This is a genomic window from Cedecea neteri, assembly GCF_000757825.1.
GTDB classification, from domain to species: Bacteria; Pseudomonadota; Gammaproteobacteria; order Enterobacterales; family Enterobacteriaceae; genus Cedecea; species Cedecea selenatireducens.
In genome coordinates this window covers 1137269-1162067 of sequence record NZ_CP009451.1, presented here as the reverse complement: position 1 = coordinate 1162067, position 24799 = coordinate 1137269, and the positions used below count along the sequence as shown (strand labels likewise).

Here is a 24799-nt window from a genome sequence, read left to right as displayed (position 1 = left end):
GGTGCCTTTTCAGATTTAAGCGAGCACCAGGTCGCTCTGAGGATGACAGGAGCAGGCCAGCACATAGCCACTGGCGATTTCCTCATCCGTCAGCGTCATGGTGCTGGAGACGGTGTAGTCGCCTGACACAACTTTCGTTTTACAGCAGCCGCACACGCCTGCGCGGCAGGCGGCATTCACCGGCACGCTGTTGCTTTCGAGCGCGGCAAGCAGCGTACTGCCCACCGGTGAGGAGAACTCACGCATCGGCTGCAGCGTGGTGAACTTCAGGCCGCCCGTTGACGGTGCAGCGGATGGCGTAAAGAACACTTCCTGATAAAACGCCGTTACCCCCAGCGCTTTCACTTCTTTTTCAACCTGGGCCATATAAGGCGCGGGCCCGCAGGTCATTACCGTCCGGCCGGCGATATCCGGCACCGAGGCCAGGATCTCGCGGCTCAGCCGTCCGGCAATAAAGCCTTGAGTAGCATTGTTTTCCGCCACCAGGGTCACCGGGTAATGCCGCCATTCGTCAGCAAAAATCACGTCCTGCGGAGAGCGCACGTTGTAGATAACCTGCACGTCCGCCTGCGGGCGATGCTTTGCCAGCCAGCGGCGCATGGCCATAATCGGCGTGACGCCGCAGCCCGCCGCCAGCAGCAGATAGTGCTCTGACGACAGGTTCTCGCAGCTAAACTCCCCTTGTGCTTCAGACAGCCACAGGTAATCACCCACTTTCACCTCGCCGGTAAGCCAGCCGGAGCCAGCGCCGCCGTCGATGCGCCGCACCGTCAGCGTGATGAATTCGCTGATGCCCGGTGTGGAAGAGAGGGTGTAGGCCCGCAGAGTCTCGCTGCCGTTACGAATGCTCACCAGCGCATATTGCCCGGCTTTGTAAGGATAGAAGTCGTGATTGATCAGCGACAGCGTCCAGACATCCGGCGTTTCCTGGTGAATATGGTGCACCTGCATACGATACGGGCACAGCGGCGTTGGCATGGTCATGGGGACTCCTTACGCGCTCATTAACTGTTGAATATCTTGCTCAACGGTGGTGATGGCGCGCAGGCCAAATTTCTCGTTCAGCACCGCCAGCAGGTTTGGCGTGAGGAAGCCCGGCGCGGTTGGGCCGGTGACGATATTCGTGACGCCAAGTGAGAGCAGGGTAAGCAGAATGACAATCGCTTTTTGCTCGAACCAGGAGAGCACCAGGCTCAGCGGCAGATCGTTCACCCCGCAGCCCAGTTTCTCTGCGAGCGTCACGGCCAGAATAATCGCCGAATAGGCGTCGTTACACTGGCCCGCATCTACCAGACGCGGCAGCCCTTCGATGTCGCCGAAGTCCAGTTTGTTAAAGCGATATTTCCCGCAGGCCAGGGTCAGGATCAGGCAGTCCTGAGGCACGCTGGTGGCGAAGTCGGTGAAGTAGTTACGTTCGCCACGCGCCCCGTCGCAGCCGCCGACCAGGAAGATGTGGCGCAGTTTTTCACGGCTGACCAGATCGATAAGCGTGTCTGCCGCCCCCAGCAGGGTCTGACGGCCAAAGCCGACGGTGATCAGGTGCTCGATTTCGCTGTACGGGAAGCCCGCCATTTGCTGAGCCTGGGTAATCACCGGGCCAAAGTTGTCGCCTTCCAGGTGGCTGACGCCCGGCCAGCCGACGATGCTGCGGGTCCAGATTCGGTCATCGTACGCGCCCACGGTTGGGTCGATGATGCAGTTGGAGGTCATCACAATCGGGCCAGGGAAACGGGCGAATTCGGTTTGCTGGTTCTGCCAGCCGCTGCCGTAGTTGCCGACCAGATGCTTGAATTTACGCAGCTCTGGGTAGCCGTGCGCCGGCAGCATTTCCCCGTGGGTATAGACGTTCACGCCGGTGCCTTCGGTTTGCTCGAGCAGGTTATAAAGATCCTTCAGGTCATGGCCGGAAATCAGGATGCATTTCCCGGCCACCGGGCGCACGTTAACCTGGGTTGGCGTTGGGTGGCCGTATTTACCGGTTTCCCCGAGATCCAGAATGCTCATCACTTTGAAGTTCATCTGGCCGATTTCCATGGAGCAGTCCAGCAGGGCGCCCATGTCCGCAGGCCAGGTGCCGAGCCACGCCATGATTTTATGGTACTGGGCATAGATGTCATTGTCGTACTGGCCCAGCACGTGCGCGTGTTCCATATACGCGGCAGCGCCTTTCATGCCGTACAGGCACAGCAGGCGCAGGCCGAGAATGTCTTCGCCAATGTCGGCTTTATCGCGGTTGGGCGTAAATTCGGCGGCCTGACGCTGAAGCTCCCCGAGGTCGCTGCTGACCAGCTGCAGCTCTGCCATTGGGTTAGTTACGGCTGCCGAAGGACTGATAGCCAGAGTGCGGGCTTTCAGATCTTCACGCATCGTAATTGCTTCGCGGGCATAGCCTACGATGCGGGCGGAGTCGAAGTTGACGTTGGTCAACGTAGAGAAGAAGGCGCGTGGGGCAAAGTTATCAATTTCGTGGTCGATAATACCGCGTTCACGAGCGGCGACCGCCCAAGCGGAAAGCCCCTGCAATGTCGCAATCAGCAGGTCCTGCAGGTCGGAAGTCTGGGCCGTTTTACCGCAAACGCCCTGGGCATAGGCACAGCCATCGCCGGCCGGGGTACGGATGGTCTGTTCACATTGCACACAAAACATGATCTCACCTTAAAGTTATATTTTAAATACATGTTTAAGGTTAGGCCTCAGCAGAACAGGTTTAAAGGAATTTTTGGTGCAACTTAATGGGAGATTGATATAGCTCAACTTTGGCGGCAGCAGGCTACCGCCAGAGAGGTATCAGGAGGCGAAGAAGGCCATCAGCAGCGGCGTCAGCAGGCTAAGAATAAAGCCGTGCACGATGGCGGCAGGCACAATTTCCACGCCGCCGCTGCGCTGCAGAACCGGCAGGGTAAAGTCCATCGAGGTCGCACCGCAAAGGCCAAGCGCCGTAGAGCGGCTGCGGCGAACCAGGGCCGGGATCAGCATAATCGCCAGCAGTTCGCGCACCAGGTCATTAAAGAAGGTGGCGCTGCCGATAACCGGCCCGTAAGACTCGGTCATCAGGATCCCGGACAGCGAGTACCAGCCAAACCCGGAAGCCATGGCCAGGCCGGTCTTGATCGGCAAGCCGAGAATCATGGCGTTTATCACCCCGGCGACCATCGAGCTCAGGACGACCACGACGGCGACTATCATACCGCGACGGTTGAGGACGATTTGCTTGATGGTCATGCCGCTGTTACGCAGCTGAATACCGACCAGCAGCAGCAGGAAGATAAGCGTGTATTCGCTTGCCTCGGTGGCATGTTGCAGTACTTCGAACCCGCTCAGCCCCAGCAGGAAACCGAGGGCGACCACGCCGCAAAGCTGCAAAGATTCCAGCGCCATCGCCAGGCGTGATGGCAGTTTTTCCTGTTTATGCTGGTGCCGCCAGGGCAGAGAACGTTCCAGCAGTAAAAGGCCGGCTACGTTACACAGCATAATCACGGCCACGCTGATGACAGAGTAATGCAGGATGGTCAGCAGATTGCTGGCGAGGTTATCGAGAAACGCCAGGCTAATGCCCATCAGGAACAGGATCACGTAAACAATCCAGCTCAGCAGGCGGTTAATAAGCTTAAGCAGGTGAGTTTGTTTCAGTGGGATCAGGTAGCCGGCGATCAGCGGCACCAGGATAATAAGCAATCCTGAGAGCATGGGTGGGACAGTCCTTGTAGTTAAAATGTTACGACGGATGTCACACTACCGAAAGAAAGGAAACGAGTCGAGTAGAGACGAAGAAAAAGGTTTGCGCGGGAGAGGATGGGGGAAATGGCAGGCTCACCGGGGTAAGCCTGCATAAAAATTTAGCTGCGTTTTTCCAGCAGCGTACGATAAATAACGCCGCCCAGGATCCCACCAATAATTGGCATGACCCAGAATAACCACAGCTGATCTAATGCCCAACCGCCCTGGAAAATAGCGACTGCGGTACTGCGCGCCGGGTTTACAGAAGTGTTGGTGACTGGAATGCTAATCAGGTGAATTAAGGTTAATGCCAGACCAATGGCAATCGGGGCAAAACCTGGGGCTGCGAATTTGTCCGTAGCGCCATGAATAACAATTAAGAAACCACAGGTTAATACGATTTCAATAACAATGGCGGACAGCATGGAATATCCACCCGGTGAATGTTCACCGTAGCCGTTGGAGGCAAAACCGCTGGCCGCAGCATCAAAGCCGGTTTTACCGCTGGCGATTAAATACAGAATACCCGCAGCAACAATACCGCCAATGACCTGGGCAATGATGTAGCCAATCACTTCTTTTGCCGGGAAGCGACCACCGGCCCACAGGCCAAGGGTCACCGCGGGGTTAAAGTGCCCGCCAGAGATATGACCGACGGCAAATGCCATGGTCAGCACGGTTAAACCAAATGCCAGTGCCACACCCACGAAACCAATGCCTAATTCAGGGAATGCTGCCGCTAATACCGCGCTACCGCAGCCACCAAATACCAGCCAGAATGTCCCGAAGAACTCGGCTGCTAATTTTCTAAACATAACCACCTCTTCTAAAAGCAAGAAACAACTTACGGCTCACGCGCTAAATCACACGAACCCGATTGTCGCTAATTCACCGTCATTAAGTGAATGACGAAAGTAATATTAAATACGCGTTAATATTAGGTATTTCGCCAATTCGCCACCAGCACAATAAATTCCTGTTTTTTGATTTAGGGCAATGAGGTGTTATTCCTTTTATGAGGAGAGGTGTCGGAAGTATAGATTATCTTTGAATGAAGTAAGAATATTCTGGATAACAAAAAATAGCTCCCCAGCACGAATTGATTATGATAATTGCGGCGTGTTTTATCCCTTAACGCTTTGACATTGTGTAGTTACATTGCTCTCCCGCTTGCCGCTATACTCGAAAAGAACGATGGAATTTAAGGCGGATGCACAGGAGGCGGTATGTTTCTCGAGCGGGTTGAGGTTGTTGGCTTTCGTGGTATTAACCGTTTGTCGTTAATGCTTGAGCAAAACAATGTGCTGATTGGCGAAAACGCCTGGGGTAAATCGAGCCTGCTGGATGCGCTGACGCTGCTGCTTTCTCCGCACCGGGAGCTGTACCATTTTGTGCGCGAGGATTTCTATTTTCCACCGGGTGAGATGCACGGGCGTGAAAGCCATCTGCATATTATTCTGACGTTTCGTGAGGCGGCACCTGGCCACCATTTAGGGCGGCGATACAGGAATCTCGCGCCGGTCTGGATTGCCGGTAGCGACGGCTTTCATCGTATCTATTATCGCCTGGAAGGGGAGCTTGGGGATGAAGGGACGGTACTCACGCTCCGCAGTTTTCTCAACGCTCACGGCCAGCCGCTGACGCTGGATAATATCGACGAAATGGCGATGCACATTACGCGCCTGAATCCTGTCCTGCGGCTCAGGGACGCCCGCTTTATGCGGCGGCTACGCAACGGCGGGATGCCCGAAATGCCGGATACGGAGCTGACGGCGCGCCAGCTGGATTTTCTGGCGCGGGAGCTGGTGTCGAGACCGCAAAACCTCACCGACGCGCAGCTACGGCAGGGACTTTCGGCCATGGTGCAGCTGCTGGAGCACTATTTTTCTGAACAGGGCGCGGTGGCTCATCAGCGCCTGATGCGGCGACGTTCCCATGATGAGCAGCGCAGCTGGCGCTATCTGGATGTGATCAACCGAATGATCGACAAGCCGGGCAGCCGTTCGCACCGCATGATCCTGCTGGGCATGTTTTCTACCTTGCTGCAGGCGAAGGGCAGCATTGCGCTCGATCGCGATGCCCGTCCGCTTCTGCTGGTGGAAGACCCGGAAACACGCCTGCACCCGATCATGCTGTCTGTCGCCTGGCATCTGCTCAATCTGCTGCCGCTGCAAAAGATCACCACCACAAATTCCGGCGAATTACTCTCGCTGACGCCGGTTGAGCATGTGTGTCGCCTGGTGCGTGAATCTTCGCGCGTGGCGGCATGGCGATTAGGGCCGGGCGGCATGAACGCGGAAGACAGCCGGCGAATTGCTTTCCATATTCGTTTTAACCGTGCCTCTTCCCTCTTTTCCCGCTGCTGGCTGCTGGTGGAAGGTGAAACCGAAGTGTGGGTGATGAACGAACTGGCGCGACAGTGTGGGCACCATTTTGATGCCGAAGGCGTGAAGGTGATTGAATTCGCCCAGTCCGGCCTGCGCCCTCTCATTAAGTTTGCCCGGCGCATGGGCATTGAGTGGCACGTGCTGGTCGACGGCGATGACGCCGGTAAAAAATACGCCGCCACGGTTCGCGGCCTGCTGGATAACGATCGCGACCAGGAACGCGATCATCTTACGGCGCTTCCGGCTCTGGATATGGAGCACTTTATGTATCGGCAGGGGTTTGCAGACGTGTTTCATCGCGTGGCACAGCTGCCCGATAACGTGCCGATGAATTTGCGCCGGATTATTACCAAGGCTATTCATCGTTCGTCGAAGCCGGATTTAGCCATAGAGGTGGCGCTGGAGGCGGGGCGTCGCGGCGTGGATGCGGTTCCACCGCTGTTTCGTAAAATGTTTTCCCGGGTGCTTTGGCTGGCTCGTGGCCGGGCGGATTAACGCCCGGCTCGCCATTCGGGTTTAGAAGTGGCTGTTGATATTGCTCATCATGCCGTCCAGAAGCTCATAGCGGCGGCGGTATTCCGCACGTTTTTTGCTCGCAATATCTTCCAGCGGCTTGCGCTCAACGCTGGACGGCAGGGCAAACAGGCCGTCGGCGCGCAGCTCGCCGCTCATGGATTTCCAGAAACTGTCATAGTCAGCGTGTAGGCTGTCTTTTTTCTTCTTCTCATAGCGCCAGGAGCGGTAGATATGCGTGCTGTTGCTCACCGCCAGAATGCGTTCCGCGTCGAGAAGCTTCGCCAGTTCACAGGCCACTTCAAGCAGAATGCGTTTCGGGAACAGGCCGTGGCAGGCTTTGGTCGCAGCCTGAATTGCTTCATGAGGAACCCAGGGTTTTGCCCCTTGCAGGCAGCCTATGAACAGGGTGTTTTTACCTTCAAACTGGTTGAGGGTGAAGGTAATGCGCGCCAGCGGAACGCCGTCTTCATTACAGAAGTTCAGGAATGCTTCCCCTTCCTTGCCTTCGATATCATGGGAGGTAAGGTCGATAAACATCAGTTCGTTGTTCTTGCCCACCAGCGTTGCCAGGCGGTAGCCTTCGGTAGCGAAATGCCCGTTGAGCAGCTTCTTCGGCATCTTCTCGGCAATTTTTTGGTAGTGGTAACCGATGGTGTCACGCGTATGCTTGCGGTTAAGCGGCAGCGCGAGGTAAGGGCGATGCAGGCGGCAAGGCAGCCCCGGCTGAGCGTTTAGCATGCTGGCGAGGTGCGGCTGGCTGGCAAGATTATTCATCAGGCTGGCGGTATGCACAGGCATCGCCAGTGAGCGCAAAATAAACTTGCGGCGATAAGCCTTCTTACTCCAGGATGCTCCCGGCTGCCACTCACCTGTTGCTAAAGAAAGGAAGAGTTTCCAGCCCGTTTGAGGCAGGGTTTCGGTGATTTGGGTGGCAGCGATCTGGGACATAATTAAAACCTGAATTCGACTAAGATGGCGCTATTTCAGCACGCCGGATATCAACCGACATTCAATCACTGTTACACTTCTTCACATTGTGCAGTTTGTTTAAGATTTGTTTAATCATGCTTTGTCTATTTCAGGACTTATATGAAACTTAAGGGAAAATTCAAAAAACGTTACTGGCTCTACGCGCTATTAGTGGTGATATTTTTCCTCTGGCTATGGCAGTTTTTGCATGCGCCAACCCCGCAATACCAGACGATGATTGTGCGTAAGGCTTCTCTCCAGCAAAGCGTTCTGGCTACCGGAAAGCTTGATGCCGTGCGCAAGGTTGACGTGGGTGCGCAGGTGAGCGGGCAGTTAAAAACGCTGTCGGTGAGCATTGGCGATAAAGTGAAAAAAGATCAGCTTCTGGGGGTTATCGATCCGGAACAGGCGGAAAACCAGGTTAAAGAGGTGGAGGCCACGCTGATGGAACTGCGGGCGCAACGCATGCAGTCCGAAGCCGAAAGCAAGCTTGCCGCAGTAACGCTTTCTCGTCAGCAGGCGCTGGCGAAGACCCAGGCTGTATCACGTCAGGATCTGGATAAGGCAGCAACCGATCTGGCGGTCAAACAGGCGCAGATTGGTACCATTGATGCACAAATCAAGCGTAATCAGGCCTCACTCAGCACCGCGAAAACGAATCTTGAATTTACCCGCATCGTTGCCCCAATGGCGGGCGAAGTGACGCAAATAACGACGCTGCAGGGGCAAACCGTGATTGCCGCTCAGCAGGCGCCGAATATCCTGACGCTGGCGGATTTAAGCACCATGTTGGTGAAGGCGCAGGTGTCCGAAGCCGATGTGATTCACCTTAAGCCGGGCCAGAAAGCCTGGTTCACCGTGCTGGGAGACCCGATGACCCGCTATGAAGGCGTGCTTAAGGATATCCTGCCGACGCCGGATAAGGTCAACGAGGCTATCTTCTACAATGCGCGTTTTGAGGTGCCGAATCCGAAAGGCATTCTGCGTCTCGATATGACCGCGCAGGTGCATATTCAGCTGGGTGGCGTAAAAGATGTGCTGACCATTCCGCTGGCCGCGCTGGGCGAACCGATTGGTGATAATCGCTATAACATCACCGTGCTGCGCAACGGCGAAACGAAAGTGCGTGAGATAACCATCGGCATGCGTAACGACACCCAGGTTCAGGTCGTGAACGGGCTGGAAGAAGGCGAAGAGGTGGTGACTGGTCGCGCCAACGCCGGGAGCAGCAAATGACGGCGCTGCTTGAGCTAAAGGATATTCGTCGTAGCTATCCCTCCGGTGAAGAGCAGGTGGAGGTGCTGAAGGGCATCAGCCTGACGATTGAGGCCGGGGAAATGGTGGCGATTGTCGGTGCATCCGGCTCCGGCAAGTCTACGCTAATGAACATTCTTGGCTGTCTGGATAAGCCAAGCCACGGGAGCTACAAGGTGGCTGGCGTGGATGTCGCGGGGCTGGATAACGATGCGCTGGCGACGCTACGCCGCGAGCATTTCGGCTTTATCTTCCAGCGTTACCATCTGCTCTCTCACCTGAATGCTTCGCAAAACGTTGAGGTTCCTGCGGTCTATGCCGGGACAACGAGAGCCCAGCGGCAGCAGCGTGCGCACGAGTTGCTGGGGCGTCTTGGGCTGAAGGAGCGGGTGGAATATCTTCCTTCGCAGCTTTCGGGCGGGCAGCAGCAGCGGGTCAGTATCGCACGTGCGCTGATGAACGGCGGGCAGGTGATTCTGGCCGATGAACCCACCGGTGCACTCGACAGCCATTCCGGCGAAGAGGTGATGGCAACCCTGAAGCAGCTTCGTGAGCGCGGGCATACGGTGATTATCGTGACCCACGACCCGGCGGTTGCGGCGCAGGCTCAGCGTATTATCGAAATTCGCGACGGTGAAATTATCAGTAACCCGCCGCCGGTTCATCAGCCTTCGGCACGGGCGGTTGAAAATCAGGCGCTGAGAAGCGGCTCATCCGTACAGCAGGTTATCAGCAGCTTCCGCGAGGCACTCGGTATGGCGTGGCTGGCGATGGCTGCAAACAAGATGCGCACGTTGCTGACCATGCTCGGCATTATTATTGGTATTGCCTCGGTGGTTTCTATCGTGGTGGTGGGTGATGCCGCCAAACAGATGGTGCTGGAAGATATTCGCTCCATCGGGACCAACACTATTGACGTTTATCCCGGTAAAGACTTCGGCGATGACGATCCGCAGTTCCAGCAGGCGCTGAAATATGATGATTTGCTGGCTATCCGCCAGCAGCCCTGGGTGAGTTCGGCCACGCCCTCTATTTCCAGCAATTTGCGCCTGCGCTACGGCAACGTGGATGCGGCGGCCAGCGTCAATGGGGTTAGCGGCGACTATTTCGATGTTTACGGCATGACGATGAGCCAGGGCGCAAGCTTTAATGACGAACAGATGAACGGCCGCGCGCAGGTCGTGGTGCTGGATGCCAATAGCAAAAGACAGCTATTCCCGAACAAAAGTGAGGTGGTCGGCGAAGTCGTGCTGGTCGGCAATATGCCGGCGACGGTGATTGGCGTGGCGGAAGAAAAACAGTCGATGTTTGGCAGCAGCAAGGTGCTACGCGTCTGGCTGCCTTATAACACGATGGCCGGGCGCGTGATGGGTCAGAGCTGGCTTAACTCGATCACCGTGCGGGTGAAAGAAGGCTATGACAGCCATGAAGCCGAGCAGCAGCTTAATCGTCTGCTGTTGCTGCGTCACGGCAAGAAAGACTTTTTCAGCTATAACATGGACGGGCTGTTGAAAACGGCGGAAAAGACCACACGTACTCTTCAGATGTTCCTGACGCTGGTGGCGGTGATTTCGCTGCTGGTGGGGGGGATCGGCGTTATGAATATTATGCTGGTGTCGGTTACCGAGCGGACCAAAGAGATTGGGATCCGCATGGCGGTTGGGGCGCGAGCCAGCGACGTGCTGCAGCAGTTTTTAATTGAGGCGGTGCTGGTGTGTCTGGTCGGCGGGGCGTTGGGGATTTCCCTGTCGCTGCTGATTGCCTTCACGCTGCAGCTGGTGCTGCCGGGCTGGCAGATAGGTTTCTCGCCGGTTGCGCTGCTCACCGCGTTTGGCTGTTCGACCGCGACGGGCGTGCTGTTTGGCTGGCTGCCGGCCAGAAACGCGGCTCGGCTGAATCCTATCGATGCGTTAGCGCGCGAGTAGCTCCGGTGGCTGACGATAAAAAAATGCCAGCCTTGCGGACTGGCATTTTATCTGCGGGATGTACACAATTAACCAGGGTTCCCGGGCGCTAGGCGACGGCTTCCGCCTCGTGGGGAACGATCAGGCTGGCATGGTTGCCTTTAGGTCCTTCGTGTACATCAAACCTGACAAGTTGCCCGGCTTTTAGCGTTCTGTATCCGTCCATCTGAATGGTGGAGTAGTGGGCGAAGATGTCTTCGCCGCCGCCTTCCGGGCAGATAAAACCGAACCCTTTGGCGTTATTGAACCATTTAACAGTACCCGTCTCCATGCTTCGACATCCTTCGTAAATCTTAATAGTGAGATGGAATCAACCGGTGGGTAAGGGCGGGCTGTTCAAAACCTCGCCAACTCACCCCGCTACAATGTAGATATTTTATACACTGCGTCAAGCATCTGGCGGGGCTGGTTGGGCAACAATGAGTCAAAAATTTGAAGCAGTTAACGCTATTGCCATTAATGTGATGCAGCTCGCTTACGGGAAAAAGTAGCGGGATCGAATACGATGCAATACGTTTGCTAAAAGCGTATTACACTCAATATAAGGCCTTGCCTGACAGTGTGTTGGGCTTCAACAAACGATGATAAATCGAAATGGGTAAGACGAACGACTGGTTGGACTTTGACCAAATGGCGGCGGATAAACTGCGCGAAACGCTAAAACCGCCCTCCATGTATAAAGTTATACTGATGAACGACGACTACACGCCAATGGAATTTGTTATTGACGTACTGCAAAAGTTCTTTTCTTATGATGTTGAACGTGCAACGCAGTTGATGCTCACGGTTCACTATCAGGGTAAAGCTATCTGTGGCATCTTTACTGCAGAAGTAGCGGAAACCAAAGTGGCGTTAGTGAACCAGTATGCAAGGGAGAACGAGTACCCGCTGCTGTGTACGCTAGAAAAGGCCTGACAAGGCCGATAATTTGGGGAGGTGCCTATGCTCAATCAAGAACTGGAACTCAGTTTAAACATGGCTTTCGCCAGAGCGCGCGAGCACCGACATGAATTTATGACCGTCGAGCATCTGTTACTGGCGTTGCTCAGTAACCCATCTGCCCGCGAAGCGCTGGAAGCGTGTTCTGTGGACATGGTGGCGCTGCGACAGGAACTCGAGGCCTTCATCGAACAAACCACGCCGGTCCTGCCACCTAACGTTGAAGAGCGCGACACTCAGCCGACGCTCAGCTTCCAGCGTGTGCTGCAGCGAGCGGTGTTCCACGTCCAGTCCTCCGGGCGCAGCGAAGTCACCGGCGCCAACGTGCTGGTGGCCATTTTCAGCGAGCAGGAATCCCAGGCGGCCTATCTGCTGCGCAAACATGAAGTGAGCCGCCTTGACGTGGTGAACTTCATCTCTCACGGCACGCGCAAAGACGAACCGAATCAGTCATCGGGCTCTGAAAACCCGGTCAACGAAGAGCAAGCAGGCGGGGAGGAACGTATGGAAAACTTCACCACCAATCTTAATCAGCTTGCGCGCGTTGGCGGGATCGATCCGCTGATTGGCCGCGATAAAGAGCTGGAGCGTGCTATTCAGGTTCTGTGCCGTCGCCGTAAAAATAACCCGCTGCTGGTCGGTGAATCCGGCGTCGGGAAAACCGCGATTGCCGAAGGGCTGGCGTGGAGAATCGTGCAGGGTGACGTGCCGGAAGTGATGGCCGACTGCACTATCTATTCGCTGGACATTGGTTCTCTGCTGGCCGGTACCAAATACCGCGGTGATTTTGAAAAACGTTTTAAAGCGCTGCTGAAACAGCTCGAGCAGGATAAAAATAGCATCCTGTTTATCGATGAGATTCACACCATCATCGGCGCGGGTGCGGCTTCCGGTGGCCAGGTTGATGCCGCTAACCTGATTAAACCGCTGCTGTCCGGCGGTAAAATCCGCGTGATTGGCTCGACCACCTATCAGGAATTCAGCAACATCTTTGAAAAAGACCGTGCTCTGGCACGTCGCTTCCAGAAGATTGATATTACCGAGCCAACCGTTGAAGAGACGGTGCAGATAATCAACGGCCTGAAGCCGAAATATGAAGCGCACCACGACGTACGCTACACCGCGAAGGCCGTTCGCGCTGCGGTTGAGTTGGCGGTGAAATACATCAATGACAGGCACCTGCCGGATAAGGCTATTGACGTCATTGATGAGGCGGGCGCACGTAGCCGCCTGATGCCGGTCAGCAAACGTAAGAAAACCGTTAACGTGGCGGACATCGAAACCGTGGTAGCTCGCATCGCGCGTATCCCGGAAAAAAGCGTTTCCGCGAGCGATCGCGATACGCTGAAAAGCCTGGGCGACCGCCTGAAAATGCTGGTGTTTGGCCAGGATAAGGCGATTGAAGCGCTGACTGAAGCTATCAAGATGAGCCGCGCTGGTTTGGGGCAGGATCATAAGCCTGTGGGCTCATTCCTGTTTGCCGGGCCAACCGGTGTCGGTAAGACTGAAGTCACCGTCCAACTGGCGAAGTCGCTGGGTATTGAGCTGCTGCGCTTTGATATGTCCGAGTACATGGAGCGTCATACCGTGAGCCGCTTGATTGGTGCGCCTCCAGGTTATGTCGGCTTCGATCAGGGTGGCCTGCTGACGGACGCGGTCATTAAGCACCCGCATGCCGTTCTGCTGCTCGATGAAATCGAAAAAGCGCATCCGGATGTCTTTAACCTGCTGCTGCAGGTGATGGATAACGGGACGCTGACCGACAACAACGGGCGTAAGGCGGACTTCCGCAACGTGATCCTGGTAATGACGACTAACGCCGGGGTCCGGGAAACTGAACGTAAGTCCATCGGGCTTATCCGTCAGGACAACAGCACCGACGCGATGGAAGAGATCAAAAAGATCTTTACGCCAGAGTTCCGTAACCGTCTCGACAACATTATCTGGTTCAACCATCTCTCTACCGAGGTGATTCATCAGGTGGTGGATAAATTTATCGTCGAGCTTCAGGTGCAGCTGGATCAGAAAGGCGTTTCGCTGGAAGTTAGCCAGGAAGCGCGTGACTGGCTGGCAGAGAAGGGGTATGACCGTGCGATGGGCGCTCGCCCAATGGCGCGTGTCATTCAGGACAGCCTGAAAAAACCGCTGGCTAACGAGCTGCTGTTCGGTAGCCTGGTGGACGGCGGGCAGGTGACGGTGGCGCTGGATAAAGACCAGCAGCAGCTGACCTTCAACTTTGTGAGTGCGCAAAAGCACAAGCCGGAAGCCGCGCACTAACGCCGTACTATAAGCATAAAAAAGGCCGGGCATTGCCCGGCCTTTCTATTACGACTAACTCTCAACGCCGCCCATCTCAGGCCGCGGAATCGAAACTATCAACGGCTACGGAAGACAATGCGGCCTTTGCTCAGGTCGTACGGGGTCAGCTCAACGGTGACTTTGTCGCCCGTCAGAATGCGGATGTAGTTTTTGCGCATTTTACCGGAGATATGAGCGGTAACCACGTGCCCGTTTTCCAGCTCAACGCGGAACATGGTGTTAGGTAACGTATCAAGTACGGTACCCTGCATTTCAATATTGTCTTCTTTGGCCATCTAATCCTCTGGGGTATCACTACCGTAGTTTGAACCGGCAAGATAATGCCGAAGTTCGCTTATCATGTAAAGAATTGTTGGTGAAATCACCAATGAAAGTGCATTTTGCTTATTACCCGCCGGGTCACAGCTTGCGCATAGCAACGTCTGCGATGAAGAACGCAAAGAGATAAATGAGAGGGTATTCCCTTAAACAATAAATCCCAAACGATGGCGGGGTAGCAGGCAAAAGCCACTTAGCGGCGCTAATTATAACACCCTCACATAAAATGTGTTGTTAAACATTATTGTTCCAGCGTCTGCGGAACCCAGCAGTGAGGGCCTAAATGCTGCGGGCGAAGCTCCGCTAATGCCTGGAGATAATCCCGGCGGGGAATTTCTATCACGCCCAGCGAAGCCGTGTGCTCATTAAGCACCTGGCAGTCGATCAATTTACCGCCGTGGCGAATAAAATGTTGGCAGAAAACCAGCAGCGCAGTTTTTGAGGCATTAACTCGTCGGCTGAACATAGATTCGCCGCAAAATAGCGCGCCTTGCGCGACGCCGTACATGCCGCCAACCAGCTCTTCGCCGTCCCATACCTCAATAGAATGGGCATGGCCAAGTTCATGCAGGCGTAAATAGGCTTCCACAATTTCTGCGGTTATCCATGTCCCTTCATTGCGGTCGCTCGCACAGCCGTATAGCACGTGCTCAAAGGCATGGTTCAGCGTGACTCTATAAGGCGCAGCGCGGTGAAAGCGCTTCATGCTGCGGCTGAGGTGGAACTGCTCCGGATATAGTACGGCGCGAGGGTCCGGGGACCACCACAGGATAGGGTCCCCGGGAGAAAACCACGGAAAAATACCGCGCTGATAGGCCATCAGCAGACGAGCGGGGCCAAGGTCGCCGCCAAGCGCCAGTAACCCATTGGGTTCACGCAACGCCCCTTCCGGCGAAGGAAAGGCAATCGAGTCACGAGAAAGCTGCACCAGGCGCATGACGACAAAAACTCCAGAGCAATATTGTATTGATAATAGTCTATTCAGAACGCCTAAAGGCGCTGGCGAAATTGATAATAACGTCCACCGGACGCCATCAATTCGGCGTGATTACCTTGCTCAATTATCTGTCCGTTGTCCATCACAATTATGCTGTCAAAAGCGTTCAACCCCCGCAGCCGGTGGGTGACCATTAGCACGGTTTTATTCCTGGTGACTTCGGCTAATAAATCAAGAATTTGACGCTCGGTTTCTGCATCCAAACCTTCGGTAGGTTCGTCCAGCAGCATGAGAGGGGCGTTGTGCAACATCGCTCTCGCAATCGCAAGGCGGCGGAGCTCACCGCCGGACAGCTGACGGCCGCCTTCACCCAGCCAGCCGTTGAGTCCGCCGTCGTCCAGCAGTTTCTCCAGACCAACCTGGCCGAGGGCGGTGCTAAGCTGCTCATCGCTTGCCTCAGGGGCTGCCAGCAGCAGATTATCGCGCAGGGTGGCGCTGAACAGGTGCACACGCTGCGGTACGACGCTGGTTGCCCTGCGCAGCGTAGCTTCATCAAACGAGCTTAACGCGATGCCGTTAAGCTGAATCTCACCCTGCCGGGCATCCCATGCGCGGGTAAGTAATTGCAGCAGCGTAGATTTTCCGCAGCCGGTTTTGCCGAGAATAGCAATGCGTTGCCCGGCGTTGACGGACAAAGCGATATCTTTCAGCGCCGGCTGACTTTGCCCTGGATAGGTAAAGCTTACGCCACGAACTTCCAGAGCAGCCTGCTGTTGCTCGGGTTGCGAAGCTTCAGGGAAGGTAACTTCCGGAACCTGGCTGGTGATTTGCGTTACCCGTAGCGCAGAGGCGATAACCTGACCGAGATGTTGGAATGCGCCGGTAACCGGAGCCATTGCCTCGAAGGCTGCCAGCGCACAAAACACAAACAGGGCAATCAGCGCGCCGGGAGACTGGCTTTCACCGACGCCCGCCGACGCCATCCACAGCATAGTCAGGACGGCAATGCCGCTGATAAGCAGCATGACGGCCTGTGACAGAGCCGTTAGCCCGGCCTGGCGGCGCTGAGCCTCCTGCCAGCTATTTTCTGTAGCGTCTAACTGTTCACGCGCGCGGGTTGCTGCGCCGAAAATGGTTAACTCTGCGTGGCTTTGCAGCCAGGCGGTCAATTGCTGACGATAGTGCCCGCGCTGGACGGTCAGAGCTTCACCGGTTGGCTGCCCGGCGCGATAAAACAGTGGCGGCAGCAGGAGCAGCGTCGCGAGTAAAATTCCGCCCAGGGTTAACGCCAGGGTGGTATCGAGAAAACTCAGGCCAAAAGTCACCACCACGATGACGACAAAAGCGCCGACGAGCGGTGAAATAACCCGCAAGTAGAGGTGATCTAGCGTATCGACGTCCGCAACGACCCGGTTTAACAGTTCACCTTGACGGAAGCGGGCCAGCCCGGCAGGGGAGAGCGGCAGCAGCTTGCTGAAGGTAGAAACACGTAAATGCTGCAGCACGCGGAAGGTGGCATCATGGCTAACCAGACGCTCGAAATAACGGCCTGCGGTGCGGGTAATCGCCGCGCCGCGAACGCCTGCGGCAGGCAGCATGTAGTTAAAGCTGTAGAGCCCGGCAACGCCAACTACGGCAGACGCCGAAAGGAACCAGCCTGAGAGCGTCAACAGGCCAATGCTGGCGAGCAGCGTGATGATGGCTAGTACAACGCCTAAAGACAGCAACCACTTATGGCGACGATAGAGTGCCAGATAAGGCAACAGGGCGCGCATTAAATCTCCTCCTGACGGCTGGCCAGTAATACCGCAAAGGGGCCATCTTCGGCGGAAAGCTGAGCAAAACTTCCTTGCTGAACAATCTGCCCGTTACGCATCACCCATATTTGGTCCCAGTCGCTGATGTAATCCAGCTGGTGAGTGACCATCAGGGTAGTTTGCTGGCGGGATGCCTCAGTAAGCGCTTCCATAACGCGCTGTTCGCTATGAGCATCCAGGCTTGCCGCGGGTTCGTCCAGCAGCAAAACTCCGCAAGGCGCGAGCAGTGCTCTGGCAACGGCCACTCGCTGCGCCTGGCCCATGGACAAACGCGTGGACTGGTCGCCAGGTGAGGTATCGATGCCTTCAGGCAGCAGCGGCAGAAACTCCGTCACCGACGCTTTATCCAGCGCCGCCTGCAGGCTGGTATCGTCCGCCTCAGGCAAGCCCAGTAGCACGTTATCCCGAAGTGTAGCGGCCGGTAGCTGAGGGTTTTGTCCCACCCAGCTAAGCTGCGCACGCCACCAGTCTGGCGAAAGCTGCGCCAGCTCGACGCCGTTGATAAGCAACTGGCCCTGGTAGGGAAGGAACCCGGAAAGGACATTCAGCAGGGAGCTTTTGCCCGCGCCGCTTTGACCGACCAGCGCCACGCGCAGCCCGGCAGGAAGCGTAAAGCTAAGCGGCCCGGCCAGCACTTTCCCCTCGGCAGACAGAATTGTCATTTCGCGAGCTTCGATAGCAAAAGGCCCGTTGCCGGACAGCTGCACCGTTCCCTGTTCGGGGTGCTGCAGCGGCGAGTCGAGGAAGGTCATCAGGGTATCTGCCGCGCCCACGGCCTGGGCTTTGGCGTGATAGAAGGTGCCCATATCACGCAGCGGCTGGAAGAATTCGGGAGCAAGAATAAGCGCCAGGAAGCCGGCAAACAGCGTTACGCCGGTGCCGTAGTGGCCAAAATTCAGCTCGCCAAGGTAAGAGAAACCGAAATAGACGGCAACCACGGCGATAGATAAAGAAGCGAAGAACTCCAGCACGCCGGAAGAAAGAAATGCCATGCGCAGCACTTCCATGGTGCGCTGGCGGAAGTCCTGACTAGCGGCACGAATGTTTTCGGTTTCCGCAGCGCCGCGGTTAAATACGCGGAGCGTTTCCATTCCGCGAAGGCGATCGAGGAAGTGCCCGCTGAGGCGCGCCAGCGCCTGAAAATTACGGCGGTTAGCATCGGCAGCGCCCATGCCTACCAGCGCCATAAAGATCGGGATAAGCGGCGCGGTGCCCAGCAAAATGAGCGCCGCTGCCCAGTTGATGGGAAAGATGGCGACGATAATCAGCAGGGGGACCATAACCGCCAGCGACATCTGGGGCAGGTAGCGCGCGTAATAGTCATGCATGTCTTCAATTTGTTCGAGGACCAGCGTCGCCCAACTGCCAACTGGCTTACCCTGAATCCAGGCTGGGCCGGCCTGGTGTAGCCTGTCGAGTACTTTGCGGCGAATTTCCTGGCGGATATGAAGTCCGGCATAAAAACCGACCTTTTCCCTCAGCCAGACGATCCAGGCGCGTAAAACAAACACCAGGACCAGCAAAATAAACGGCATGAGCAGTGCTTCACGCGGAATATTTTCCATAATCATGTGCTGGAGAATGCGGGCCAGCAGCCAGGCCTGGGCAACAATCAGTAAACCACTGACCAAACCGAGCAGGCGTGACAGGCCGAGCCAACGGCGAGAGATGAGACTTTGCTGCTTTAGCCAGAGGCTAAGTTCTTGCTGACGGGTTTTATTCATCGCGTGCCAGATGCTGGTAGAAGAAGGAAAACTCAGGCAATTTTGACAGGCAATGTTACATGGCAGAAACAAGAAAGGCGACCAGCAAGGCCGCCTTTTTTAACATCTTTAATTTATTTACACTGTTCGGCCAGGCCGTCGAGATAACGCTCGGCGTCCAGCGCGGCCATACAGCCGGTACCCGCGGAGGTAATGGCCTGACGATAGATATGATCCATCACGTCGCCAGCGGCAAAGACGCCAGGGATGCTGGTTTGGGTTGCGTTGCCGTGAATACCAGACTGCACCTTGATGTAGCCGTTTTCCAGCTCCAGCTGGCCGTTGAAAATCGCGGTATTCGGACTGTGGCCGATAGCCACAAATAAGCCTGCAACTTCCAGCTCTTCGATAATGTCGGTATTTTGCGTATCACGCAAGCGAAGGCCGCTGACGCCCATCTGATCGCCGGTCACTTCTTCCAGCGTGCGGTGGGTGTGCAGCACGATGTTGCCGTTCTGTACTTTATCCATCAGACGATTAATCAGGATCTTCTCCGCGCGGAAGCTGTCGCGGCGGTGGATCAGATGCACTTCAGAGGCGATGTTCGCCAGATACAGCGCTTCTTCGACTGCGGTATTCCCGCCGCCGATGACCGCGACTTTCTGGTTGCGGTAGAAGAAGCCATCGCAGGTGGCACAGGCTGAAACGCCGCGGCCTTTGAACGCTTCTTCGGAAGGCAGGCCCAGATAACGTGCAGAGGCGCCGGTTGCAATAATCAGCGCGTCGCAGGTGTATTCGCCGCTGTCGCCCACCAGGCGGAACGGACGGTTCTGCAGATCGACGCTGGTGATGTGGTCGAAGAGAATTTCGGTTTCGAACTTGGCCGCATGCTCGTGCATGCGTTCCATCAGTAACGGACCGGTCAGGTCGTTAGGATCGCCAGGCCAGTTTTCGACTTCGGTGGTGGTGGTCAGCTGGCCGCCTTTTTCCATGCCGGTAATCAGTACCGGTTTTAAGTTGGCGCGTGCAGCGTAGACCGCTGCGGTATAGCCCGCAGGGCCGGAGCCAAGAATAAGCAGCTTACTGTGTTTAGCTGTGCCCATGAGATCCTCATTGAACGTTTACAGACAATGGGGGTGATTGTAGGGAATTCGTTGCATTAAAAAAAGAGTGCAGCAATGTTGTTAACGATGTGTGTCATCGATGCTGCCTATAAGCCCAATGAATATCACCGTCATGTGCATAAATAATCATTGTAATAGCACGGTAATCACGGGGCGAAAATGATGAATAATCATCAGCCAAAAGGAATATCTGGCACGTTCCACTAAAAATAGATGTTTTGCTTTGACAATCCCCTAAGCATTTGCGAAAACATTCGAGGAAGAAAAACATTTGGTGATGTGGAAGCCGCGTGCTCTCGCGCAAACCTGATGCAAATTTACCGAGTTATTGAAATTTACGCATGACGTGGACAGACGTTATGCGTGATGTCGATAGCAGCCGAAAGGCATCGGTCTTCTCACGTACACCCTGAACATTGACGTCACCAGGGTTATGGCAGGTGAAGGAAGGAATAGAGAGAGACAATAATAATGGTAGATAGCAAGAAGCGCCCGGGCAAAGATCTCGACCGTATCGATCGCAATATTCTCAACGAATTGCAAAAGGATGGGCGCATTTCTAACGTTGAGCTTTCCAAGCGTGTTGGGCTTTCGCCGACGCCGTGCCTTGAGCGCGTTCGTCGTCTGGAACGTCAGGGTTTTATTCAGGGCTATACGGCGCTGTTAAACCCGCATTATCTGGATGCCTCACTGTTGGTCTTTGTTGAGATTACTCTGAATCGTGGCGCCCCGGATGTGTTTGAGCAATTTAACGCCGCAGTGCAAAAACTTGAAGAAATTCAAGAGTGTCATCTCGTATCCGGTGATTTCGACTACCTGTTGAAAACACGCGTGCCGGATATGTCGGCGTATCGTAAACTCTTAGGTGAGACCCTGCTGCGTCTGCCGGGCGTTAACGACACCCGTACTTATGTTGTCATGGAAGAGGTCAAACAGAGTAACCGTTTGGTCATTAAGACCCGTTAATACGGGCCAGGTGCAAAATTGGCGTATTTTGGTTACACTCCTGGGAATCCATACAGCAACAGCTCCGGCATGCCGCCGGTGCTGTTGTCTCCATTGAGTTTAAGGACCTGGAGAGCCTTTCTTGAGCCAGGAATATACCGAAGATAAAGAAGTAACATTGCGGAAACTGAGCAGCGGGCGCCGTTTACTCGAGGCTTTGCTGATCCTTGTCGCCTTATTTGCCATCTATTTGATGGTTGCCTTGTTAAGCTTTAACCCCTCAGACCCTAGCTGGTCTCAAACCGCGTGGCATGAGCCTATCCATAATCTGGGTGGCGCGCCGGGAGCGTGGTTTGCCGATACGTTGTTCTTCATTTTCGGCGTGATGGCGTACACCATTCCGGTGATCATCATCGGTGGCTGCTGGTTCACCTGGCGGCAGCGCGACAGTGAAGAGTTCATCGATTATTTTGCCGTTTCGCTACGCCTTATCGGCGTGCTTGCTATGGTGCTGACCTCGTGCGGGCTGGCGGCCATCAATGCGGACGATATCTGGTACTTCGCCTCGGGCGGCGTGCTGGGCAGTTTGCTCAGTACCGCTATGATGCCGTTACTTAACAGCAGCGGCGGCACAATTGCGCTGCTTTGCGTATGGGCGGCTGGTCTGACGCTGTTCACCGGCTGGTCCTGGGTCAGCATTGCCGAGAAGCTCGGCAGCGCGGTGTTAACCGTTCTTACGTTTGCCAGCAATCGCACCCGTCGGGATAACACCTGGCAGGATGAGGACGAGTACGAAGAAGAGCACCATGCAGACGAACAGCAGCACGTTTCTACCGAGAAGCGTGAATCCCGTCGGGCGCGTATTTTACGCGGGGCGCTTGCACGTAAGCAGCGTCTGTCGCAGAAGTTTGCTAACCCTAACGGCCGCAAAACGGATGCAGCGTTGTTCTCCGGCAAGCGGATGGACGATGCAGAAGACGACGTCCTGTTCAGCGCGCGTGGCGTAGAGGCCGACCCGAACGATGTGCTGTTCTCCGGGCACAAAGCGACGCTGCCGGAAGAGCAAGAATACGATCCGCTGTTCAGCGGGCATTCTGCCGTTGAGCCGATTGCTGCGGCCGCTGCGGCAACGACCGCTAACCAGTCGTGGGCAGCACCTGTGCCGCCGGTTGCGCCAATGCCTCCGGTATCCACACCGGCTCCAGTCGTTGAGGCCGAGCCCGCTGCCCCCGCGATTGCATGGGAACCAGCGCCGACAATGGTCACGCCAGAGCCGGTTATTGCTCCTGCTCCGGATCATTACACTTCTCCGCATCCAGCAAGCGTACAGCAGCAAGTTCCGCATGAGATCCATCAAAGCTGGGCTGAACCTGTTGCGCCTGCGGCTCAGCCATTCGCAGAGCCACAGCCGACGCCAGAGCCGGTAGAAGAGGTGAAATACGTTCGCCCGCCGATGTACCACTTTGAAGAAGTGGAAGAGAAGCGCGCCCGTGAACGTGAGCAGCTTGCGGCCTGGTATCAGCCCGTTAATGAGCCGAAGCCCGATCCTTATAACTATGCGCCAGCAACACCTGCGGTGCCTGAGCCTGTTCAGCCAACGATCCCGACCCCAGCGCCAGTTTCAGCCCCGTTAACGGCGCCTGAAATGCCGGTGCCGGACGTGACCCAAACTGCATCGGGCGTGCAGCAGGCGGCAAAAATTGCGGCTGGAGCGGCGGCATTTTCACCGGTATTCAGCATTGCCAGCGATGCTCCGCGTCCTCAGGTAAAAGAAGGCATTGGTCCTCAACTGCCGCGTCCGAATCGGGTACGTGTCCCGACTCGCCGTGAGCTGGCGTCTTATGGGATAAAACTGCCTTCCCAGCGCATGGCCGAAGAGCAGGCCCGACTGGCGGAGAGCCAGCAGTCCGACGACGATTATGGCGATGAAAACGATGCGCTGCAGCAGCACGAGCTGGCCCGCCAGTTTGCGGCCCAGCAACAGCAGCGCTATGGCGAAGAGTTCGAAGACGAAACCTGGTCTGAAGAAGATCGGGCGGAAGCGGAAGAAGCTGAACTTGCGCGTCAGTTCGCTGCGCAGCAACAGCAGCGCTACAGCGAGCAGCCACAGCAAAATAACGCTCCGTTCTCACTGGATGATTTTGATTTCCAGTCATCGCTGAAAGAGCTGGTGGATGATACGCCGAGCGAGCCGCTGTTCACGCCGAGCTTTGAGCCTGTATCTCAGCCGGTTCAACACAGCCAGCCGGTTGCTCAGCCAGCCCAGTATGCTCAGGCGACGCAGCATCAGCCTGCCGCACCTGAGCCAAAAGAGAGCCTGATCCACCCGTTCCTGATGCGTAACGGCGACGATCGTCCGCTTCAGAAACCCACTACGCCGCTGCCGTCACTGGATCTGCTGACTTCACCTCCAACTGAAGTTGAGCCGGTAGATACCTTTGCGATGGAGCAGATGGCTCGTCTGGTGGAAGCCCGTCTGGCGGATTACCGCATTAAAGCCGACGTGGTGGATTATTCTCCGGGTCCGGTCATCACACGTTTCGAGCTGGATTTGGCTCCGGGCGTGAAGGCTGCGCGTATTTCGAACCTTTCCCGTGACCTGGCGCGCTCGCTGTCGACCGTTGCCGTGCGTGTGGTTGAGGTTATTCCGGGCAAACCGTACGTTGGCCTTGAACTGCCGAACAAAAAACGTCAGACCGTTTACCTGCGTGAAGTGCTCGACTGCGCTAAATTCCGCGACAACAGCTCTCCGTTGACCGTGGTTCTCGGGAAAGACATCGGCGGTGAGCCGGTGGTCGCAGATCTGGCGAAGATGCCTCATCTGCTGGTGGCCGGTACGACCGGTTCCGGTAAGTCGGTTGGCGTGAACGCCATGATCATCAGCATGCTGTACAAAGCGACGCCGGAAGAAGTTCGCTTCATCATGATCGATCCGAAAATGCTTGAGCTGTCGGTGTACGAAGGGATCCCGCATCTGCTGACCGAAGTGGTTACAGACATGAAGGATGCCGCGAATGCCCTGCGCTGGAGCGTGAACGAGATGGAGCGCCGCTATAAGCTGATGTCCGCGCTTGGCGTGCGTAACCTGGCAGGCTACAACGAGCGTGTGCTGGAAGCCGAGCGTATGGGGCGTCCGATTCCCGATCCGTTCTGGAAACCTGGCGACAGCATGGATGCTACCCATCCTGTGCTGGAAAAACTGCCGTATATCGTGGTGCTGGTGGACGAGTTTGCCGACCTGATGATGACGGTAGGCAAAAAGGTTGAAGAGCTGATTGCCCGTCTGGCACAAAAAGCACGTGCGGCCGGTATTCACCTCGTTCTGGCAACCCAGCGCCCATCGGTTGACGTCATTACTGGCCTTATCAAAGCCAACATTCCAACCCGTATCGCGTTTACGGTGTCGAGCAAAATTGACTCACGCACCATCCTTGACCAGGGCGGCGCGGAATCCCTGCTGGGCATGGGGGATATGCTTTACTCTGCGCCAAACTCTACGACGCCGATTCGTGTACACGGTGCCTTTGTCCGCGATGAAGAAGTTCATGCGGTGGTTCAGGACTGGAAAGCCCGCGGTCGTCCGCAATACATTACCGGTATTACCGATGATGAAGGCAGCGGCGACGGCAGCGGCGGTGGTATGGACGGCGATGAAGAGCTGGATCCGCTGTTCGATCAGGCAGTCGCTTTCGTGGTTGAGAAACGTAAAGCATCCATCTCCGGCGTACAGCGCCAGTTCCGCATTGGCTACAACCGTGCGGCGAGGATCGTTGAGCAAATGGAAGCGCAGGGGATCGTGAGTCCACAGGGGCACAACGGTAACCGCGAAGTTCTTGCTCCGCCTCAGTTTGAGTAATTCGGCTGAGTGCGAACCTACTGAGTGAATAAGA

At 55.8% G+C, this 24799-nt stretch carries 18 protein-coding genes; 7 read left to right on the top strand and 11 right to left on the bottom strand.

Going from position 1 to position 24799, the window contains the following annotated elements:
* Positions 1 to 15 precede the first annotated feature (15 nt).
* The 4 genes from hcr to aqpZ all read right to left on the bottom strand — a co-directional run bounded on the left by hcr (position 16) and on the right by aqpZ (position 4532).
* Complete coding sequence (gene hcr, locus JT31_RS05175) at positions 16 to 984, bottom strand: NADH oxidoreductase (protein WP_038474124.1); 969 nt, start codon at positions 982 to 984, stop codon at positions 16 to 18.
* A gap of 9 nt (positions 985 to 993) precedes the next feature.
* Positions 994 to 2646: a hydroxylamine reductase gene (gene hcp, locus JT31_RS05170; RefSeq protein WP_038474121.1), complete on the bottom strand. Its 1653-nt coding sequence runs from the start codon at positions 2644 to 2646 to the stop codon at positions 994 to 996.
* Positions 2647 to 2787: 141 nt separating this feature from the next.
* Positions 2788 to 3687 carry a lysine exporter LysO family protein gene (locus tag JT31_RS05165; protein ID WP_038474118.1) on the bottom strand — a complete coding sequence of 300 codons (900 nt, stop codon included), beginning with the start codon at positions 3685 to 3687 and terminating at the stop codon, positions 2788 to 2790.
* A 149-nt stretch (positions 3688 to 3836) separates the two neighbouring features.
* Positions 3837 to 4532, bottom strand: a complete 696-nt coding sequence (gene aqpZ, locus JT31_RS05160) for an aquaporin Z (RefSeq protein ID WP_038474115.1) — start codon at positions 4530 to 4532, stop codon at positions 3837 to 3839.
* Between the two features lie 411 nt (positions 4533 to 4943).
* Here aqpZ and JT31_RS05155 point away from each other — a divergent pair, with 411 nt between their 5' ends.
* On the top strand, positions 4944 to 6599 hold the full coding sequence (locus JT31_RS05155) for an ATP-dependent endonuclease (protein ID WP_038474112.1): 1656 nt from the start codon (positions 4944 to 4946) through the stop codon (positions 6597 to 6599).
* Positions 6600 to 6620: 21 nt separating this feature from the next.
* On the opposite strand, the gene JT31_RS05150 is transcribed toward JT31_RS05155, so the two are convergent.
* Entirely contained in the window at positions 6621 to 7568 is a 948-nt protein-coding gene (locus JT31_RS05150; RefSeq protein WP_038474109.1) for a VirK/YbjX family protein, read from the bottom strand.
* A 141-nt stretch (positions 7569 to 7709) separates the two neighbouring features.
* Between JT31_RS05150 and macA the strand changes: the two genes are divergently transcribed.
* Both macA and macB read left to right on the top strand, forming a co-directional pair.
* The gene (gene macA / locus JT31_RS05145; protein WP_038474106.1) at positions 7710 to 8825 is read left to right on the top strand and encodes a macrolide transporter subunit MacA; all 1116 of its coding nucleotides are present in this window, start codon (positions 7710 to 7712) and stop codon (positions 8823 to 8825) included.
* Complete coding sequence (macB, locus tag JT31_RS05140; protein ID WP_038474103.1) at positions 8822 to 10768, top strand: macrolide ABC transporter ATP-binding protein/permease MacB; 1947 nt, start codon at positions 8822 to 8824, stop codon at positions 10766 to 10768. Before macA ends, macB begins: the two co-directional genes overlap by 4 nt.
* An 88-nt stretch (positions 10769 to 10856) precedes the next feature.
* On the opposite strand, the gene cspD is transcribed toward macB, so the two are convergent.
* Positions 10857 to 11078 carry a cold shock-like protein CspD gene (gene cspD / locus JT31_RS05135; RefSeq protein WP_038474100.1) on the bottom strand — a complete coding sequence of 74 codons (222 nt, stop codon included), beginning with the start codon at positions 11076 to 11078 and terminating at the stop codon, positions 10857 to 10859.
* A gap of 323 nt (positions 11079 to 11401) precedes the next feature.
* On the opposite strand from cspD, the gene clpS reads away from it, so the two are divergent.
* Entirely contained in the window at positions 11402 to 11722 is a 321-nt protein-coding gene (gene clpS, locus JT31_RS05130) for an ATP-dependent Clp protease adapter ClpS (RefSeq protein ID WP_008461103.1), read from the top strand.
* A 27-nt stretch (positions 11723 to 11749) separates the two neighbouring features.
* Entirely contained in the window at positions 11750 to 14023 is a 2274-nt protein-coding gene (gene clpA, locus JT31_RS05125) for an ATP-dependent Clp protease ATP-binding subunit ClpA (RefSeq protein WP_038474097.1), read from the top strand.
* Between the two features lie 98 nt (positions 14024 to 14121).
* Here clpA and infA read toward each other — a convergent pair whose 3' ends face one another.
* From infA to trxB, 5 genes are all read right to left on the bottom strand, one after another.
* On the bottom strand, positions 14122 to 14340 hold the full coding sequence (infA, locus tag JT31_RS05120; RefSeq protein WP_002211347.1) for a translation initiation factor IF-1: 219 nt from the start codon (positions 14338 to 14340) through the stop codon (positions 14122 to 14124).
* Positions 14341 to 14624: 284 nt separating this feature from the next.
* Positions 14625 to 15320: a leucyl/phenylalanyl-tRNA--protein transferase gene (aat, locus tag JT31_RS05115; protein ID WP_038474094.1), complete on the bottom strand. Its 696-nt coding sequence runs from the start codon at positions 15318 to 15320 to the stop codon at positions 14625 to 14627.
* Positions 15321 to 15373: 53 nt separating this feature from the next.
* Positions 15374 to 17095: a heme ABC transporter ATP-binding protein/permease CydC gene (gene cydC, locus JT31_RS05110; RefSeq protein WP_038474090.1), complete on the bottom strand. Its 1722-nt coding sequence runs from the start codon at positions 17093 to 17095 to the stop codon at positions 15374 to 15376.
* Entirely contained in the window at positions 17095 to 18861 is a 1767-nt protein-coding gene (cydD, locus tag JT31_RS05105) for a heme ABC transporter permease/ATP-binding protein CydD (protein ID WP_038474087.1), read from the bottom strand. The genes cydC and cydD overlap by 1 nt, the downstream gene beginning before the upstream one ends.
* A 113-nt stretch (positions 18862 to 18974) precedes the next feature.
* The gene (gene trxB / locus JT31_RS05100) at positions 18975 to 19943 is read right to left on the bottom strand and encodes a thioredoxin-disulfide reductase (protein WP_038474084.1); all 969 of its coding nucleotides are present in this window, start codon (positions 19941 to 19943) and stop codon (positions 18975 to 18977) included.
* A 492-nt stretch (positions 19944 to 20435) separates the two neighbouring features.
* Between trxB and lrp the strand changes: the two genes are divergently transcribed.
* Positions 20436 to 20930 (top strand): leucine-responsive transcriptional regulator Lrp, encoded by a 495-nt coding sequence (gene lrp, locus JT31_RS05095; RefSeq protein ID WP_000228469.1) that lies wholly within the window; start codon positions 20436 to 20438, stop codon positions 20928 to 20930.
* 121 nt (positions 20931 to 21051) lie between these two features.
* The gene (locus JT31_RS05090) at positions 21052 to 24765 is read left to right on the top strand and encodes a DNA translocase FtsK 4TM domain-containing protein (RefSeq protein WP_038474076.1); all 3714 of its coding nucleotides are present in this window, start codon (positions 21052 to 21054) and stop codon (positions 24763 to 24765) included.
* The last annotated feature ends 34 nt before the right edge of the window (positions 24766 to 24799 follow it).